The following is a 17,617-nucleotide window of genomic DNA, read 5'->3' as shown; positions in this document are numbered from 1 at the left end:
CCGCCCCGAGCCGGCGCCCCCCGCCATCTATTTTCCTGATATGGGGTCCACCGACAGCTACTTCGCTCAGATCGGGTGCTCCCCCTGCAACTCCGCCCCGCTGAGGTCCGCCCCCTGCAACTGCGCCCTGATGAGGTGCGCCCCCTGCAACTGCGCCCTGATGAGGTGCGCCCCCTGCAACTTCGCCCCGCTGAGGTGCGCCCCCTGCAACTCCGCCCCTCTGAGGTGCGCCCCCTGCAACTGCGCCCCTCTGAGGTGCGCCCCCTGCAACTGCGCCCAGCTGAGGTGCGCCCCCTGCAACTGCGCCCTGCTGAGGTCCGCCCCCTGCAACTTCGCCCAGCTGAGGTTCGCCCCCTGCAACTCCGCCCCGCTGAGGTGCGCCCCCTGCAAGGTCAGATTGGCCAAGTTGAAGGCTTGCATATTGATCTTTTGCAGGTCGGGAAGGCGTTCCGCACCCTTGACCCATTTCGGTCGCGGCAGACGGCTGAGGACTTGCACCGCGTTTTCCATGTCCGATCGCTTACGAGTCAAACCCTCTACTGCCGTCCTGATCGCCTCAAGATCGGCACCGTCTGGCACCTCATCTGCCGGAAATTCACGAGTCAATTCGCGCAGATACACCGTCAGCATTCGGTCTACGCGCGGACGCAGGCTGTTGTTTTCCTCAACCAGCCCAAGAAACCTGTCAATCGCGCCGTTGCGGCGGGTGATGTCGTCTTCCCAGCCATTGAAAGGGACCTTCTTGTATCCTTTGTAAAGTGTCACCTGCCGCTGCGCGTGGAGATCGGCAACGGCTTTGTCCATCTTGTCATTTGTCAGGGCCTGATCGGCCAAACCGACCTGTCTTTGGGCGACCACGGACCGCCAGACGACAAATGGCGCACCGATCATCGCCACGATGATGCCGGTCAGACCAAATTTTGCGAAACCGTCCTGTGGCACTTCGCCAAAGACAGCCATGCCCAGCAGCTTGAAAGCGGCTGCAATCGCGAGGATGAACAACCCGCCGACAATCAGGGTCCCGGCGACCGTTATCAGCGGCCCGATTGCGCGGGCCTTGTGCCAGTCGAACTTTTCAGCGAGGCCGAACCACCCCCGCACGCTGATTTCTTTCCTGTCCAAGAGAGCATCCCCTAACCACCTTTCCCACGTTCACCCGCCCTGCGCCCATCTGTCCACCCTTTCATTCCCCTTTCCACCTTGCACATGCGCCTTGCCGCGCTTAGGTTCCGGCCAAATTCGCGGATGCGCTCTTTGGGGCCGCCCGACCCCACCCAGAAGGACCATCGCCATGCAAGGTATCCAGCAATTCGTGCCGCTCATTCTGATCTTCGGGATCATGTATTTCCTGTTGATCCGTCCGCAGCAGAAAAAAGCCAAGGAACATCAGGCCATGGTCGCAGGCCTGCGCCGGGGCGACCAGGTGGTCACCCAGGGCGGGCTGATCGGCAAGGTCGTCAAGGTCAAGGAAGACGGCGAGATCGAGGTCGAGATCGCGGACGGCGTCAAGGTCCGGGTGGTGCAATCCACCATCGCCACCGTGGTGTCCAAGACCGAACCGGCGAAATAATCCCGCTTTTTCACGCCGAGATGTAAAGGCAAGAACATGCTTCAGATTGATCTGTGGAAGCGGATTGCCATTGTCCTGACCTGCGTGGTGGGACTTTGGCTGGCGCTGCCCAATGCGTTTTACACCCCCGTCGAACAACACAACGACGCGGTCAGGGCGATCGAGCAGGGCGGTGCCACGCCCGAGCTTGAAGCGCAGCGCGATCTGTGGCCGGGCTGGATGCCTTCGGGGCTGGTCAATCTGGGCCTCGACCTGCGCGGCGGCGCGCATCTGCTGGCGGAAGTCCGTGTGCAGGACGTCTACAAGAGCCGGATGGAGGCCACCTGGCCCGAAGTCCGCGATGCCCTGCGCAGCCTGACGCCCGTGCGTCGGCAGGAGGCACCGGATGGCCAGTTGCAGGTGCGCCTGCAGGACGCCGACAAGATGGCGGACGCGATGGAAATCGTGCGCGGGTTGGCGCGGCCGGTGCAAACGCTGGCCGGGACCGGCTCCAACGACATCAACGTGGCGGGCGACGCGGGGCTGATCACCATCACCCTCTCCGACGCTGAAAAGCAGGCCACGGATGAGCGCACCATGCAGCAGTCGCTGGAAATCATCCGCCGCCGCATCGACGAGGTCGGCACCCGCGAACCCACGATCCAGCGCCAGGGGACGGACCGTATCCTGATCCAGGTGCCGGGCATCGGGTCGGCAGCCGAGCTGAAAGCGATCATCGGCACCACCGCGCAATTGACCTTCAACCCGGTTGTCAGCCGTGGCACCGACGCCAATGCCAACCCCGGCATCGGCAATTCGCTGCTGCCCTCGCTGGACAACGAGGGCGAATACTACACCGTCGAGACCGCCCCGGTGGTCACCGGCGAGGAACTGGTGGATGCGCAGCCCTCCTTTGACCAGAACGGATCACCCGCTGTCAGCTTCCGCTTTGACACCACCGGCGCGCGCAAGTTCGGCAAATACACCGCCGAGAACATCGGCTCCCCCTTTGCCATCGTGCTGGATGACGAGGTGATCAGCGCACCCGTGATCCAAAGCCATATTCCCGGCGGCTCCGGCATCATCACCGGTAATTTCACGGTCGAGGAATCGACCAATCTGGCGGTGCTCCTGCGTGCCGGTGCGTTGCCTGCTGGCCTTGATTTCCTTGAGGAACGGACCATCGGCCCCGAGTTGGGCCAGGACAGCATCGACGCGGGCAAGGTGGCCACCGTCGTGGCCTTTGTCGCGGTGCTGGCCTTCATGTTCATGAGCTACGGGCTGTTCGGCATCTTTGCCAATATCGCACTGATCATCAACGTCGGCCTGCTGTTCGGCTTGCTCAGCCTGATCGGTGCCACGCTGACCCTGCCGGGGATCGCCGGGATCGTGCTGACGGTGGGCATGGCGGTGGACGCCAACGTGCTGATCTTCGAGCGTATCCGCGAGGAACTGAAAACCGCCAAAGGCCCGTCGCGCGCCATCGCGCTGGGCTATGAGAAAGCGCTCAGCGCCATCGTGGATGCCAACATCACCACGCTGATCACCGCCGTGATCCTGTTCGCCATGGGCTCCGGCCCGGTGCGCGGCTTTGCCATCACGCTGGGCTTTGGCATCATCACATCCGTCTTTACCGCGATCTTTGTCACCCGTTTGCTGGTGGTGATCTGGTTTGAACGGGCGCGCCCCAAAACGATAGAGGTCTGACATGCGTTTGCGAATGATCAAGGACGACACGAGCTTCGACTTCTTCGCACGCTGGAAACTGTGGCTGGGCATTTCGGCGCTGATGATGGTCATCGCCTTTGCGTCCTTCCTGATCCAGGGCCTGAACTACGGCATCGACTTTCGCGGCGGCACCACGATCCGCACCGAAAGCCCGCGGCCCGTGGTGGTGGCCGAATACCGCGATGCGATTGACACGCTGGGGCTGGGCGACATCACCATCACCGAGGTCTTTGACCCCGGTTTTCGCGATGACCAGAACGTTGCGATGATTCGCATTCAGGCGCAGGACGAACAGGAAGCCGTCACCGTCGAGACCATCGAGGCGGTGGAGCAGGCGCTGAAGACCGCGCGCCCCGACATCAAGTTCACGTCGGTGGAATCCGTGGGCCCCAAGGTATCGGGCGAGTTGATCCAGACGGCGGTCATCGCCGTGGTGCTGGCGATCGGGGCGGTGCTGATCTACATCTGGCTGCGCTTTGAATGGCAGTTTGCCGCCGGCGCGGTGCTGGCCCTTGTCCATGACGTGGTGCTGACCATCGGCATATTCTCCGAACTTGAAATCCGGTTTGACCTGGCGATCATCGCGGCGCTTCTGACCATCGTGGGCTATTCGCTGAACGATACAGTGGTGGTCTTTGACCGGGTGCGGGAGAACCTGCGCAAATACAAGAAGCGCCCCCTGAAAGAAGTCCTGAACCTGTCCATCAACGAAACCATGAGCCGGACTTTGATGACCTCCTTCACCACCCTGTTGGCGCTGATCGCGCTCTATACGCTTGGCGGTGACGTGATCCGGGGCTTTGTCTTTGCGATGATCTGGGGCGTGATCGTGGGCACCTATTCCTCGATCTTCGTGGCCTCTGCGATCCTGCTCTATTTCGGCGTCAAGCGGGACTGGACCAAACCGGACGCCACCACCGGAAACCAATACGCCAATATTGACGCCTGACGTCCCCGCCGCCGTCGGACCGGCCGGAGGTCTGGTTCGGCGGGGGCGTTCCACAGCGGTCGTTTATGGAAAATGCAGGGAAGGGCCGGAAAGAGCTCTTTCCGCTTTCCGCTTGCGCGGAGTCAAGGCCGCAGGCCGCCGCGCATCATGCCAGAGGCATGTCTGCGACATGCCGGGCCGTCCCCCGGCACGGCGATTTGGCTGCTGTTGTGCCTGACATACAGGTAGGAAGTGTTTGGCTGCCATAAAGCGGCATGAACGACGGTCGGATCGCCGTACCACGGCCCGTCGATGCGCGGCTTGGCGTTTCGTTGTGAAAGACCGCAAGGTCCGCTCACCGAACCTTTTCCCACCCTGCGCCCAAGGTCCGGCTTGGGTCTGCAATGCTTGACGGTTGGGAGGGGATTGCCTGCCATTGCCCGACAGAGCCGACACACCCGGCAAGGTGTGCAGGGTATCCCGCACAATTGACGGCAACTTTTGACCCGGTAAGGGCCACAAGATCGCTATTGCTTAGGTATTGACCTAACTAACCCACATACCTAACTTAGGCTCATGCCTAACAATGATTCCTTCATCGAAACAACCTTCAGCGCGCTTGCCGATCCCACGCGGCGGGCTGTGGTGCAGGCCCTCAGCACCGGCCCGGCGGCAGTTTCACAGCTCGCGCAGCCCTTCGATATGGCCCTGCCATCTTTCACGCAGCACCTGGGTGTTCTGGAAGCGGCCGGGCTCATCACATCCGAACGGCAGGGACGGACGCGGGTCTGCTCTCTCAATCTGGATGCGCTGCGCAACGCCGAAGATTGGCTTGCCGCGCACCGCCGCAATGCCGAAGCACGCCTCGACCGGCTTGAGGCACACCTCATGACACAACAGCAAGGAGAAGCCCAATGAATGATCAAACCACAAGCACCCTTGCCGATTGGTCGACATCGCCGCTGGACCGGGAAATTGTCCTGGCCCGTGTCGTCAAGGCAGACCGCGCAACCGTCTGTCGGGCCTGGACGGACCCTGACCAGATCACAAAGTGGTTCGGGCCAGACGGTTTTACCTGCAAGACCCATGAAATCGACATCCGGACAGGCGGCGTCTGGCGGTTCGACATGATCGCGCCCGATGGCACATGCTATCCGAGCAGAATGGATTTTCTGCGCGTTGATCCCCCCAACGTGATCGAGGCGCTGCACGGCAAGGATACCGATGACCCGGATCGTTTCCGCCTGCGCGTGACTTTCGACGAACAGGGAGATGACAAGACGGTCGTCACCCTTCGGCAGATACATCCCACGCCGGAGCGGCGCCAAACCGTCATCGGCTTTGGTGCCGTGGAACTGGGCGGACAGACACTTTCCAAACTTGCCGCGCAGGTCGAAGGCGCCTGACCCCGACTGGGTGCGCGGCTGACCGACTGGCAAGCGACGCGGGTTTTTCGTCGGCCACCCTATAACGTCACCGCCGCATCGGCTATGATCGCGCTGCCGCTTTGCAAAGGGATGTGACATGCGCCTGAACGAGATCGTCTTTACCGATGCGAAACCCGTCGAAGGGTACGGCCCCGGCTTTTTCCGCATCGGGGGGCAGGTGATCCATGGTCCGGTGATTGCCGGACCCGGCGGCATCCAGACCTGGGCAGGGCTGGAGGACTTCGAGGCACTGCTGGCGCTCAAGGGGCAGGTTGACGTGCTCTTTGTCGGGACCGGCGCAGATATTGATCATCTGCCCGAGACCCTGACCAACCCGCTGGAAGAGGCCGGGATGGGCGTTGAGGCGATGGCATCCCCCGCCGCCTGCCGCACCTATAACGTCCTGCTGAGTGAGGGCCGCCGCGTTGCCCTTGCGCTGATCCCTGTCTGACATGCGCGGGGCTGCGCGGTGCTCGAAATGATCGCTTTTGCGCGTGCAGCCCATGGGTTACCCAAGTGCCATGATGTTACGCACCGATAACCTGACCCTTGCCCGTGGTGGTGTGCCGGTCCTGACCGGTCTCAGCCTTGCGCTGGCACCGGGCCAGGCGCTGATCCTGCGCGGGCCGAACGGCGCGGGCAAAACAACCCTGCTGCGCAGCATCGCGGGCCTGCAACCGCCGCTGGCGGGCCGCATCGAAGGCGCGCAAGACCGCATCGCCTATGCCGCCCATGCCGACGGGTTGAAGGCGATGCTGAGCGTGACAGAGAACCTAACCTTCTGGGCGCGGGTCTTTGGCCACACCGACATCACCCCGGCGCTGGATGCCTTTGACCTGCACGGGCTGGCCGACCGGCTGGCGGGCACCCTGTCGGCAGGTCAGAAGCGCCGTCTGGGGCTGGCACGGCTGCTGGTCACCGGACGGCCGGTCTGGGTGCTGGACGAACCCACCGTCTCTCTCGACACAGGCGCAGTCGCCCTGTTTGCAGAGGCGCTGCGCGCCCATCTGAGGCAGGGCGGGTCCGCACTGATTGCCACCCATATCGACCTGCGGATCGAGGCGCAGGTGCTCGACATCACCCCCTTCCGCGCAACCTCCGCCACCCGCGCCGGGGCCAGCGACGAGGCCTTTCTGTGAGGGCGCTGCTGATCCGGGATCTGACGCTGGCCCTCAGGGCAGGCGGCGGCTTCGGCCTGGGGCTCGCGTTCTTTCTGATTGTCACCGTGCTGGTTCCATTCAGCGTCGGCCCGCAGGCGGAACTCTTGCAGGTCATCGCGCCCGGCGTGCTCTGGCTGGGCGCGCTGCTGGCCTGCCTTCTGTCGCTCGACCGCCTGCTGGCGCTGGATTTCGAGGATGGCACGCTCGACCTGCTGGTCACCGCCCCGCTGCCGCTGGAGGCGGCGCTGAGCGTCAAGGCGCTGGCCCATTGGCTGACCACGGGCCTGCCGCTGGTGCTGGCCGCGCCGGTGCTGGGCGTGTTGCTGAACCTCGCGCCGCCGGGCTACCTCTGGCTGGTGGCCTCCCTCGCACTGGGCACACCGGCGCTGTCGGTCATCGGCTGCTTTGGCGCGGCGCTCACGGTGGCGATCAAACGCGGTGGCTTGCTGTTGTCGCTGCTGGTGCTGCCGCTTTACGTGCCGACGCTGATCTTTGGGGCCGAGGTTGCCCGGCGCGGCGCAGGCGGGCAGGAGGTCACAACCCCGCTGCTGATGCTGGCCGGGATCACCTGCGCGGTGATCGCGCTGATGCCATTCGCCTCTGCCGCCGTGCTGCGCATGGGGCTGCGATGAGCCTCCCCGCCCGCCACACACCCGGTCAATCCGTCGCGCCGTCGTGTATTGAGCACCGCCGCGCGGCAGAGTAGGAATAGCCCATGTCGATCTGGAGTTACGCAAACCCGGTGAAGTTTCTCACCCTCAGCGCGCGGGTGCAGCCCGTGCTCTGGGTGCTGTCGTTGGCGTTTGTCGCAACTGGGCTGATCTGGGGCTTTTTCGGCACCCCCGAAGATTACCGCCAAGGCGCGACGGTGAAAATCATCTATCTGCATGTCCCCGCCGCCCTGATGGCCATCAACGCATGGTTCATGATGCTGGTCGCCTCGCTGATCTGGCTGATCCGCCGCCACCATGTCAGCGCGCTGGCGGCCAAGGCTGCGGCACCCGTCGGCGTGGTGATGACCGTGATCGCCCTGCTGACCGGCGCGATCTGGGGCCAGCCGATGTGGGGCACCTGGTGGGCCTGGGACCCGCGCCTTACGTCCTTTCTGATCCTGTTCCTGTTCTACCTGGGCTACATTGCCCTGTGGGAAGCGGTCGAAGACCCTGACACCGCCGCCGACCTTACCTCGGTGCTCTGCCTTGTCGGGTCGGTCTTTGCCGTGCTCAGCCGCTATGCCGTGCAGTTCTGGAACCAGGGGCTGCATCAGGGCACCTCGGTGCCGGTGGCGACTGGCGGGCGCAGCGTGGACGATGTGTTCTTTTATCCGCTGGTGCTCTGCATGATCGGGTTCGGTCTGCTGTTCATCGCGCTGGTGTTCTACCGCACCGGTACGGAGATCCGGCTGCGCCGCGCCGCCGCGCTGCGAGCGCGGGCGGGCAGGGCTGCATGATGCCCGAATTGGGAAAATACGCGACAGAGGTGCTGTCGGCCTATGCGGTATCGCTGCTGCTGCTGGCGGTGCTGGTGCTGTGGACCCTGCGCCGGGGCCGCGCCGCGCGCGCCACGCTGGAAGCCGCTGAAAGAGAGACCGGACGCCATGATTAAACCCCTGATGATCGCCCCCCCGCTGATCTTTGCCGGATTTGTGGCCCTGGCCGCCGTCGGCATGTTCCGCGACGATCCCGAGGGGCTGCCCTCCACCCTTGTCGGCCAGATGGCCCCCGGCATCCCCGAAGCGGCGCTGGACGGCTTTCCGCCCGCCACCGCGGAGATGCTGGCATCGGGTGAGGTCACATTGGTGAACTTCTGGGCCAGCTGGTGCCCGCCCTGCCGCGTCGAGCACCCCAAGCTGCTTGAGATGGCCGCAGCGGGATTGCCGATCGTCGGCATCAATTTCAAGGACCAGGCAGGCACGGCGCGCAAGTATCTTGAGGACGATGACAACCCCTTTGTCGGGGTCGGCTTCGATCCGCAGGGGCGCACCGCCATCGACTGGGGCGTCACCGCCCCGCCAGAGACGTTTATCCTCGATGGTGACGGCACCGTGCTGTTCCGCTTTGCCGGGCCGCTGGTCGGGTCGGATTACGAGCAGCGCTTCCTGCCCGCGCTGAACGCTGCGCTGGGGAGATAGGGTGGGAAAAGAACTTTTTGCCTCCGGCGGGGAATATTTATTGCCAAAAAGAAAACGGGGGCCTGGCTGTCAGAGCCGGTAGCCGCCCGATACCGTGATGGTCTCTCCGGTGATGAACCCGGCAGCATCCGAGGCGAGAAAGCGGACGACCTTTGCAATATCCTCCGGCACGCCATGGCGGCCCAATGCGGTCATGTCGGTGAAGGCCTTGATCAGCTCCGGCGGGCGCGGGCTTTCCACCCGTCCGATGGCACCGGGGGCCACACCGTTGACGCGAATGCCGCGCGGGCCCAACTCCTTGGCCATGGCGCGGGTCCAGGTGTTCAGCGCGGCCTTGCTGGCGGAATATGCGGCGGCCCCGCTGGCGGGGAATTGCGCGTTCACCGAGGAGATGTTGATCACCGCTGCCCCCCGCGACAGATGCGGCAGGGCTGCGGCTAGCAGCGCCATCGGGGCCGCGACATTGACGGCATGGATGCGCGCCATGTCGCCATCGTCCATCCCGATCACGCCTGCATTGTTCACGATCACGTCGATGCGCCCGAAGGCTTTCAGCACCTGCGCGATGACCTTTTGTGCCGCCGCCGGGTCGGACAGATCGGCCTTGATCGCATGCACTGCCGGATGCGCGTCAAGCAATGCCTCGGGCGGTGTCGAATGATAGGTAGCGGCCACAAGGTGGTCGCGCGCCAGATCCGATGCGATAGCCCGCCCGATCCCGCGTGCAGCGCCTGTAACAAGTACAACATCTGTCATTTTCCAAGCGCCTTGTGCTCTGCCCTGCGATTGTGTCTGGGTTTGAGGAATTAACTATTTATTTACATAAGGTTACCAGCAGGGAACCGGTTCTCTTTTCGCGCCAGCATGGCCCGCGCTGCCGCAGGGTGCAACCGGGTCACGAAAAAACCCGCCGCGACGGGCGCGGCGGGTTGGTTTCAGTCGCTCTCGCGGGTCGGATTACTCCGCCGCGATGGCATCACCCTTGGCCAGGTCGCGCAGCACATAATGCAGCACGCCGCCATGTTCGATGTATTCGATCTCGATCGCCGTATCGATCCGGCATTTGATCATGATCTCTTTCTTGCTGCCATCACCCATGGTGATCTCGCAGGGCACTTCCTGCAGCGGCTTGATGGTGTCGAGCCCCGAGATGGAGACGGTTTCATCCCCTGTCAGGCCCAGCGATTTGCGGGTGTCGCCGCCCGTGAACTCGAAGGGGATCACACCCATGCCCACCAGGTTGGAGCGGTGGATACGCTCAAAGCTTTCCGCGATCACCGCCTTGACGCCCAGCAGGGCCGTGCCCTTGGCCGCCCAGTCGCGCGAAGAGCCTGCACCGTATTGTTCACCGCCGAAAATCACCAGCGGCGTGCCGCTTTCCTGATGTGCCATGGCCGCGTCAAAGATCGAGGTCTGCTTGCCATCGGGACCCTTGGTATAGCCGCCCTCGACGCCATCCAGCATCTCGTTCTTGATCCGGATGTTGGCGAAGGTGCCGCGCATCATGACTTCGTGGTTGCCCCGGCGCGAGCCGTAGGAGTTGAACTCGCGCACCGGCACCTGACGCTCGACCAGATATTGACCGGCAGGAGTGCTTTCCTTGAAGGACCCTGCCGGGCTGATGTGGTCGGTGGTGATCATGTCGCCCAGCATCGCCAGCACCTTGGCGTTCTCGATGTTGGTGATCACGCCCGGCTCCGGGGACATGCCCTGGAAATAGGGCGGGTTCTGCACATAGGTGGATTGCGGCGGCCAGTTGTAGGTCTTGGCATCCGTTGTCTCGACGCTCTGCCACTTTTCGTCGCCCTTGAAGACGTCGGCGTATTTCTCCTGGAAGCTGGCGCGGGTGACGGTCTGTTCGACCAGTTCCGCGATTTCCTGGGTCGAGGGCCAGATGTCTTTCAGATAGACGTCGTTGCCGTCCTTGTCCTGACCCAGCACACCGTTGGCCAGATCGACGTTCATGTCGCCCACCAGCGCATAGGCCACAACAAGCGGCGGAGAGGCGAGGTAGTTGGCGCGCACATCCGGGCTGATCCGCCCTTCGAAGTTGCGGTTGCCTGACAGGACCGAGGTGCCGATCAGGTCATAATCGTTGATCGCCTTGCTGATCGCAGGCTCCAGCGGGCCGGAGTTGCCGATGCAGGTGGTGCAGCCGTAACCGACGAGGTTGAAGCCGATCGCATCCAGGTCTTCTTGCAGATTTGCGGCCTCAAGATAGGCGGAAACAACCTGGGAGCCGGGGGCGAGCGATGTCTTGACCCAGGGCTTGCGGGTCAGGCCAAGCGCCCGCGCCTTGCGCGCCACCAGACCGGCACCGATCATCACATAGGGGTTCGATGTGTTGGTGCAGGAGGTGATCGAGGCAATCACGATGGACCCGTCGTGCAGCTGGTAATGACCATCCTCGGTCTGCACATAGCCGCGCTTATGGTTGCCTTCGTCGCCGGGGATGTCGCGGGGCTCGGGCTGACCGCCTTCACCTTCCCAGCGCACTTCCGAGCTGGTCGAGGCATCCTTGCCCGCGCGCACGCCCTTGACGTATTCGCCAAATGCCGTGTGCGCAGAGGTCAGCGCGATATAGTCCTGCGGACGCTTGGGGCCAGAGATTGCGGGCACGATGGTGCCCATGTCGAGCTTGAGCGTGTCGGTATAGACCGGCGCATAGTTTTCGTCGCGCCACATGCCGTTCTCGCGGGCATAAGCTTCGACCAGCGCGATGCGGTCTTCGTCGCGGCCGGTGGTGCGCATGTAGCGCAGGGTCTCGCCGTCGATCGGGAAAAAGCCGCAGGTGGCACCGTATTCGGGTGCCATGTTGGCGATGGTCGCGCGGTCGGCCAGCGGCAGGGTGTCGAGCCCGTCGCCGTAGAATTCGACAAATTTGCTGACCACGCCCTTTTCGCGCAGCATTTCCACAACTTTCAGCACCAGGTCGGTGCCGGTGGTGCCTTCCATCATCTTGCCGGTCAGCTCGAAACCCACGACCTCGGGGATCAGCATGGAGATCGGTTGGCCCAGCATCGCGGCCTCGGCCTCGATCCCGCCGACGCCCCAGCCCAGAACGGCCATGCCGTTGACCATGGTGGTGTGGCTGTCGGTGCCGACCAGCGTATCAGGATATGCGACTTCCTCGCCGTTCTGGTCGGTGTCGGACCAGATGGTCTGGGCGAGATATTCCAGGTTCACCTGGTGGCAGATGCCGGTGCCGGGGGGCACGACGCGGAAGTTGTTGAACGCCTTCTGGCCCCACTTGAGGAAGGTATAGCGTTCGATGTTGCGCTCGTATTCGCGGTCCACGTTCATCTGGAAGGCGCGGGGGTTGCCGAATTCGTCGATCATCACCGAGTGGTCGATGACCAGATCGACCGGGTTCAGCGGGTTGATCTTGTCGGCATCACCGCCCAGGGCCACCAGACCGTCACGCATCGCGGCCAGATCGACAACAGCCGGAACGCCGGTGAAATCCTGCATCAGCACGCGGGCCGGGCGATAGGCGATCTCACGCGGGTTCTGCCCACCTTTCTGTGCCCATTCGGCAAAGGCCTTGATGTCGTCCACGGTGACCGTCTTGCCATCTTCGAAACGCAGCATGTTCTCCAGCACGACCTTGAGTGCAGCGGGCAGTTTGGAGAAATCGCCCAGGCCTGCGGCCTCGGCTGCGGGGATGGAGTAATAGGCGATCTTCTGATCGCCGGCGGTGAGGGTCTTGCGGGTTTTGGCGGTGTCCTGACCGACTTGAATCGTCATGGATAGGCTCCCTTTGCTATGAACAGGTGGCGGTGGTTACGGCCTAGATGACCTATTGCCGCCCATGTTTCAATGGCAATTCCCGGCATAGGCGCAAAATTGTATACTATTGTATACCGAAGCCTGCCGAAACGGCGCTTTGCCTTCTCAAGAAACATTGATTGGTTATTTCAGAGGCGCATGGATACTACTTGCCGGGGTCCTGCCTTGCCAAATGGAATCAAATGAAACATCTGCTGCCCCTGGTCACCGCGCTGAGCCTTGCCGCCGCATGTCCCGCCGCGTCCCAGCAAAACCCCGTGGTGGTGGAGCTTTTCACATCCCAGGGATGTTCAAGCTGCCCGCCTGCGGACGCCATGCTGGAAGAATTGGCCGAACGCGACGACGTGATCGCGTTGGCGCTGCACGTGGACTATTGGGATTACATCGGATGGAAAGATCCCTTTGGCGCGCCGGCCCATGCGGACCGGCAGCGCGCCTATGCCCACAAGGCCGGGCGACGGTCGATTTTCACGCCCGAGATGATCGTGCAGGGCGAGACCGATATCGTCGGGGCAAAACCGATGAAACTGGGCAAGGCGATTGCAGACCATGCACAGCGCGCGGCCCCGGTTGATCTGACCATCGCGCGGGAGGGCGACAGGTTGCAGATAGAGGCGACGGCGCTGGCAAACCTTTCCGGCCCGGTGACCGTTCACATGCTGCGCTACACGCCGCATCGCACCACCGAGATCAAGCGTGGCGAAAACCACGGCAAGACATTGGGATATGCGAACATCGTTGAAGGGTGGCAGGTTCTGGGAAGCTGGGACCCGGTGGCACCGCTGTCGATGACATCTGATCTGGAAGGCGACAAGCCGGTTGTGGTGATCCTGCAGAGCCAGGAGGCAGGGCCGATCCTGGCGGCGCAACGGCTGCGGTAGCCTGGCGGGGTTTCGGGGCCGCGGCCTTGCCGTAAAACCTCGGATGGCATTGGCCATCACGTTAACATCTGACAATTTGCTGACATGTGGCCTTTGGGGCAGGATGCCACGTGGAGGGCGGACCGTCTGCCGCGTTCTATCTTGCACCTCTCCGCGACAGGCTCCGGCTGTGAATTCGCGACCCGCAGGGTGTTGATGTGAAAGGAATATGTGATGCCTGATGACAAGGTTGAGGTCGAAAATCCCAATACACCGGGGCGCACCCAGCGCCTGAACCGTGCAAAATACGATGCGATGCGCGCGGCGCTGCTTGAGGTTTTGCCAGATGATCCGCCGGGCCTGAAGGTGGCCGAGGCCAAAGCCGCGTTACTGCCTCATCTTGATGCAACAGCCTTCCCCGGTGGCGCGACGGCGGGATGGTGGCTGAAGGCGGTGCAGCTTGATCTTGAGGCCAAAAGCGTGATCGCGCGTGCGAAAGGCAGCCCGGTGCGGCTTTACCGCGTGAAATCCTGATTGCCGGGTCTTGAAGATGCGGGGCCACAGAGGGTTGTGACGGCATGGCGGTCTGTGGTGTCGCCTGCGGCGCAGCTGTGTAAGGGGCCAGGAGCGCCATGGCACCGCGGGGCAAAGCCTGCCTGATCCGGACCTTTGACCCTGACCAATGACCCTGACCAATGACCCTGACCAATGACCCTCCCGTGTAGACATGTCAAAAATGACAGGTCTACACGGGAGGGTCTCAACTGTCCGAGCGGGTGAGGGGCGGGTTGAAGGTCATGCGAAAACCAAGCGATCGCCAGCTGTGTATTGCCGTTTCAACTGATCGCTGCAACACAGGCGTCAAGGTCCGGTTTGGGTCAGAAACGCTTGTGGTCCGGGCCGACAGCCCGGCGTTGGCGCGCTATTCTTCGGGGCGCCAGCGGCGGTGGACCCAGAACCATTGTTCGGGATGCGCGCGCACCCGTGCGGACAGGCTGTCATTCAGCGCCTGGGTCATCGTTTCGGGGTCGCTTGGCGGCACCGGGGCCTCAAGCACGCTGCGGAAGCTCACGCCGTCGGCCTGGCGGATGCTGTAGAACGGGATCAGCAGCGCGTCATAGCGCAGCGCCAGTTCGGCGGCTGAAACCGCGGTGCGGGCAGGCGCGCCCATGAAATCAAGCACCGGGGCAAATTGCACATGCTGGTCGAACAGCAGCACCAGATGCCCGCCGTCACGCAGGTGGCGCACGAAACCGGCAGTGCCGCGCCGCCCCTGGGGGAACACCGGTCCGCCGAAAGCCTCCATCGTCTTGACGTAATGCGCGTTGAAATAGGGGTTTTTCATATCGCGGTAGAGACCGCCAATGTCATAGCCGCGCGCCACCAGCGCGGCGCGGGTCGCTTCGTAATTGCCAAAATGCCCGGTCACCAGGATCACTGCCTGGCCCCTGGCAGCGGCCTCTTCCAGGGCGGCCATGCCCGGACCTTCGGGGGTGATGCCGGCCATGCGTGCCGGGAAATCCTCGGCAGAGTAGTTTTCGATAAAGGTGCGCCCGGCGTTATTCAGGCAGCCATCCGCGATTGCGCGTCGCCGGGCGGGGGGCAGGTCGGGACAGATGCGCGCCAGGTTGTCCAACGCGCGTTTGCGGTATCCGGCGGCGGGCCCCAGCACCCGCTGCATCAGCCCGCCGACAAAGCGCAGCCGGGTCTCATAGGGCAGGGCCAGGGCGCAACGGATGATCCCGACGGCCAGGGCATTGGTCAGGTAGTGACCCATTTTGCGCGCAAGGGCAGGCGGGGCGGCGGGGCGATCGGGCATGTAACCACGTCATTGATGAAGGTCGGCCAGACATAGCCCGCGCGGCGCGGCGCAACAAGGGTCGCGGGGCCGCGCCGGGGGACTCAGGCAGTGTCGTCGCTGTCTTCTTCCACCAGCAGCAGATTGCCGGTGCTTTCCATCTGACGGATGACGCGGACAACCTCGCTCATTGCCTCTTCGGCATCGGCGGGTTTGACCTTGCCCGCATCCGTGATGTCCTCGCGCAGCTGGTCGGCCATGCGGCCCGACATGTTGTCGAGGATGAAGGCCATGGTGGCGGCATGGCCTGCGGCCTCAGCCCCGGCCAGTGCGGTCAGCAGGCTTTCCGACGGCACCTCGCGCAGAATGCGCGGCACGTCGCGGCGGGCAATCCGGACAGGGATATTGGCAAAGGTAAAGATTGCCTTGCGCACGGCATTGGCAAAGCCCTGATCGGTTTCGTCCAGACCGGTCAGCACATCGTCGCGCGTCAGCGTGTTGGAAGAATTCAGGATCGCGCCGACACGCGACACCGGGTCACTGTCAAAGGCGCGGGCGGGCTGCGCATCAAGCTGCATGGCCAGCGACAGGCCGATCCGGTCCACCGCGTCCGGGGTCACGGCACCGGTCAGCGACACGGCATATGTGATCCGCCGCGCCTGCGGTCCGGGCAATTGGCCCAGCAGGTCCGCAGCCAGCGGGACGGGCAGTTTCGACAGCATCACCGCCGCCACTTCGATGCTTTCGTTCTGCAGGACCGGCAGCAGTTTGTCCGCGCTCAATTCCTTGAGTCGTGCCCAGGGGTCACCCCACTGACGTACACCCGCCTCCCGGCGCAGGCGGATTGCGGTCTGGCGGCTGATCTTGCCGTCCAGCGCATCCAGCGCACCCGCGATGCCGGAGGGAAAGGACAGGCCGATGCTTTCGATTTCATCGGCAAATTCGGCAACCACGGCAGAGAGCGTGTCACGGTCCACCAGCCGCATTGACCCCATCTGATGGGTCAGCGCCTCTTGCAGCTCATCGGGCAGATCCTCAAGCGGGATGTCGGCCCCTTCGTTGAGCAGCAGGCGGACCACGATCGCCGCCTTGGCGCGTCGGCTGAGAGAAGAGGGCGCGCTGTCCGCCTCAAACGCGGGCAGCGGGGCGAGGGAGCCCATTGGCACCATGTCGTTCATCTTTGCTGTTTCCTGTCTTCACCGGGGTGGTTGTGACAGGCAAAGATGAACGAAAGCTGAAATCAGTAGCTGAAAGTCTGCCCCGTGGCGATGGCCTGCCGCAGCGAAGCCTCGGCCCAGGTGCCGGAACCGCCATGGGCGCGGATCGCCCTGAGCTGTTCCATGGCATCGGCCACCTTGCCTTCCGCGACAAAGCCCTGACCCATGTAGGACCGGGCCAGCACGTTAGACGGATTGACCGCCAGCGCCCGCTGATAATAGCCCATCGCGACCTCGGTCTGGCCCATCTTGCGGTGGGTGAAACCCAGATAGGTCAGGGTGCGGTCATCGTCCTGGGGCATTTCGGCCAGCACGATCTGCGCATCGGCATAGCGCCCGGCATAGGCAAGTTCGCGCACCGTTTCATAAAGGCTGTCGGTGTCCAGCCGGCTGTCCTGTGCATCGACGCAGGTCTTGGTCTTCTTGTCATAGACCTGGCCGTTTTCGCATTTCGGTTTTTCCGGTGCGGTTTCGGCACCGCTTCCGGCGGCAAGCACCGGATTGGCTGCCAGGGGCAGGACAAGGACAGTCGCGAGGGTAAGGGCCTTCATTGGGAATCTCCGGGCTATCGTTACAAGAGGGTGACTTATTAACTCACAGATAATCTATGGAAGAGTAGCATCAAATGCACGGAAGCAAGACACGGTCGCGTGATTGTGACCGCCGGGCCGGTTTTCCGCAACATCGGGGCAATAACGGGAAAGAGCGCTGACAGGACAGGCAGCGCTCTGTCATCATCATATGGCCGGATCAGGTGCTGACCGGCAAACATGTATTGGTGGCGCTGTCGTAGGTTGTGCCGGTGGCACAGGACATCGCCTGTTTCTCCTTGCCATAGGAACATCCCGCCGCAAGGCCGAGGGTCGGCGCGGCGGTGAGGGCAAGGGCAATCGCAAGGGTCTTGAACGTCATGATCGGTCTCCTTTTGCTTGATTGCGTGAATCTACACCAATTGCGCAATATTTCAAAGGCTCTCGCAGGGTGTGCGGCGGGCCGGACCTGATCTGGCCAGATTGCGGGCAAGGGACTG

At 63.1% G+C, this 17,617-nt stretch carries 20 protein-coding genes; 13 read left to right on the top strand and 7 right to left on the bottom strand.

Annotation, left to right across the window (positions count from 1 at the left end; genetic code table 11):
- Positions 1-66: 66 nt before the first annotated feature.
- Positions 67-1,122: a pentapeptide repeat-containing protein gene (locus A8B82_RS05925; protein WP_201120746.1), complete on the bottom strand. Its 1,056-nt coding sequence runs from the start codon at positions 1,120-1,122 to the stop codon at positions 67-69.
- A 169-nt stretch (positions 1,123-1,291) separates the two neighbouring features.
- On the opposite strand from A8B82_RS05925, the gene yajC reads away from it, so the two are divergent.
- The 11 genes from yajC to A8B82_RS05870 all read left to right on the top strand — a co-directional run bounded on the left by yajC (position 1,292) and on the right by A8B82_RS05870 (position 8,923).
- Positions 1,292-1,570 carry a preprotein translocase subunit YajC gene (gene yajC, locus A8B82_RS05920; RefSeq protein WP_067289430.1) on the top strand — a complete coding sequence of 93 codons (279 nt, stop codon included), beginning with the start codon at positions 1,292-1,294 and terminating at the stop codon, positions 1,568-1,570.
- Between the two features lie 36 nt (positions 1,571-1,606).
- Entirely contained in the window at positions 1,607-3,256 is a 1,650-nt protein-coding gene (secD, locus tag A8B82_RS05915) for a protein translocase subunit SecD (RefSeq protein ID WP_067289428.1), read from the top strand.
- 1 nt (position 3,257) lies between these two features.
- Entirely contained in the window at positions 3,258-4,226 is a 969-nt protein-coding gene (secF, locus tag A8B82_RS05910; RefSeq protein WP_067289427.1) for a protein translocase subunit SecF, read from the top strand.
- Between the two features lie 555 nt (positions 4,227-4,781).
- A complete protein-coding gene (locus tag A8B82_RS05905) occupies positions 4,782-5,123 on the top strand; it encodes an ArsR/SmtB family transcription factor (RefSeq protein ID WP_067289425.1) in 342 nt (113 codons plus the stop codon).
- Entirely contained in the window at positions 5,120-5,611 is a 492-nt protein-coding gene (locus A8B82_RS05900; protein ID WP_067289423.1) for an SRPBCC family protein, read from the top strand. Before A8B82_RS05905 ends, A8B82_RS05900 begins: the two co-directional genes overlap by 4 nt.
- Before the next feature lie 118 nt (positions 5,612-5,729).
- Entirely contained in the window at positions 5,730-6,083 is a 354-nt protein-coding gene (locus tag A8B82_RS05895) for an Mth938-like domain-containing protein (RefSeq protein WP_067289422.1), read from the top strand.
- A gap of 70 nt (positions 6,084-6,153) precedes the next feature.
- On the top strand, positions 6,154-6,771 hold the full coding sequence (gene ccmA, locus A8B82_RS05890; RefSeq protein ID WP_067289562.1) for a heme ABC exporter ATP-binding protein CcmA: 618 nt from the start codon (positions 6,154-6,156) through the stop codon (positions 6,769-6,771).
- Positions 6,768-7,424 carry a heme exporter protein CcmB gene (ccmB, locus tag A8B82_RS05885; protein WP_067289408.1) on the top strand — a complete coding sequence of 219 codons (657 nt, stop codon included), beginning with the start codon at positions 6,768-6,770 and terminating at the stop codon, positions 7,422-7,424. Before ccmA ends, ccmB begins: the two co-directional genes overlap by 4 nt.
- An 83-nt stretch (positions 7,425-7,507) precedes the next feature.
- Entirely contained in the window at positions 7,508-8,242 is a 735-nt protein-coding gene (locus A8B82_RS05880; protein WP_067289405.1) for a heme ABC transporter permease, read from the top strand.
- Entirely contained in the window at positions 8,239-8,397 is a 159-nt protein-coding gene (ccmD, locus tag A8B82_RS05875; RefSeq protein WP_067289404.1) for a heme exporter protein CcmD, read from the top strand. The genes A8B82_RS05880 and ccmD overlap by 4 nt, the downstream gene beginning before the upstream one ends.
- Positions 8,390-8,923: a DsbE family thiol:disulfide interchange protein gene (locus A8B82_RS05870; RefSeq protein ID WP_235604625.1), complete on the top strand. Its 534-nt coding sequence runs from the start codon at positions 8,390-8,392 to the stop codon at positions 8,921-8,923. The genes ccmD and A8B82_RS05870 overlap by 8 nt, the downstream gene beginning before the upstream one ends.
- Before the next feature lie 69 nt (positions 8,924-8,992).
- Here A8B82_RS05870 and A8B82_RS05865 read toward each other — a convergent pair whose 3' ends face one another.
- Positions 8,993-9,679, bottom strand: coding sequence for an SDR family NAD(P)-dependent oxidoreductase (locus A8B82_RS05865; protein WP_067289401.1), 687 nt, complete (start codon positions 9,677-9,679; stop codon positions 8,993-8,995).
- A gap of 201 nt (positions 9,680-9,880) precedes the next feature.
- A complete protein-coding gene (gene acnA, locus A8B82_RS05860; protein ID WP_067289387.1) occupies positions 9,881-12,670 on the bottom strand; it encodes an aconitate hydratase AcnA in 2,790 nt (929 codons plus the stop codon).
- A gap of 224 nt (positions 12,671-12,894) precedes the next feature.
- Between acnA and A8B82_RS05855 the strand changes: the two genes are divergently transcribed.
- The gene (locus tag A8B82_RS05855) at positions 12,895-13,593 is read left to right on the top strand and encodes a DUF1223 domain-containing protein (protein WP_067289385.1); all 699 of its coding nucleotides are present in this window, start codon (positions 12,895-12,897) and stop codon (positions 13,591-13,593) included.
- 213 nt (positions 13,594-13,806) lie between these two features.
- A complete protein-coding gene (locus tag A8B82_RS05850) occupies positions 13,807-14,106 on the top strand; it encodes a DUF6958 family protein (protein WP_067289383.1) in 300 nt (99 codons plus the stop codon).
- 388 nt (positions 14,107-14,494) lie between these two features.
- Here the strand turns inward: A8B82_RS05850 and A8B82_RS05845 are convergent, their stop codons facing one another.
- The 4 genes from A8B82_RS05845 to A8B82_RS23865 form a co-directional block, all read right to left on the bottom strand.
- Positions 14,495-15,391, bottom strand: a complete 897-nt coding sequence (locus tag A8B82_RS05845) for a lysophospholipid acyltransferase family protein (protein ID WP_067289382.1) — start codon at positions 15,389-15,391, stop codon at positions 14,495-14,497.
- A gap of 83 nt (positions 15,392-15,474) precedes the next feature.
- On the bottom strand, positions 15,475-16,548 hold the full coding sequence (locus A8B82_RS05840; RefSeq protein ID WP_138069682.1) for a FliG C-terminal domain-containing protein: 1,074 nt from the start codon (positions 16,546-16,548) through the stop codon (positions 15,475-15,477).
- Positions 16,549-16,610: 62 nt separating this feature from the next.
- Positions 16,611-17,138 carry a hypothetical protein gene (locus tag A8B82_RS05835; protein WP_067289379.1) on the bottom strand — a complete coding sequence of 176 codons (528 nt, stop codon included), beginning with the start codon at positions 17,136-17,138 and terminating at the stop codon, positions 16,611-16,613.
- 199 nt (positions 17,139-17,337) lie between these two features.
- Positions 17,338-17,499 (bottom strand): adenylosuccinate lyase, encoded by a 162-nt coding sequence (locus A8B82_RS23865; protein WP_138069681.1) that lies wholly within the window; start codon positions 17,497-17,499, stop codon positions 17,338-17,340.
- Positions 17,500-17,617 lie beyond the last annotated feature (118 nt).

It is taken from the genome of Sulfitobacter sp. EhC04 (assembly GCF_001650875.1).
Taxonomy (GTDB): domain Bacteria; phylum Pseudomonadota; class Alphaproteobacteria; order Rhodobacterales; family Rhodobacteraceae; genus Sulfitobacter.
The sequence above is the reverse complement of the archived record's forward strand: the minus strand, read 5'-3'. Positions and strand labels throughout refer to the sequence as shown.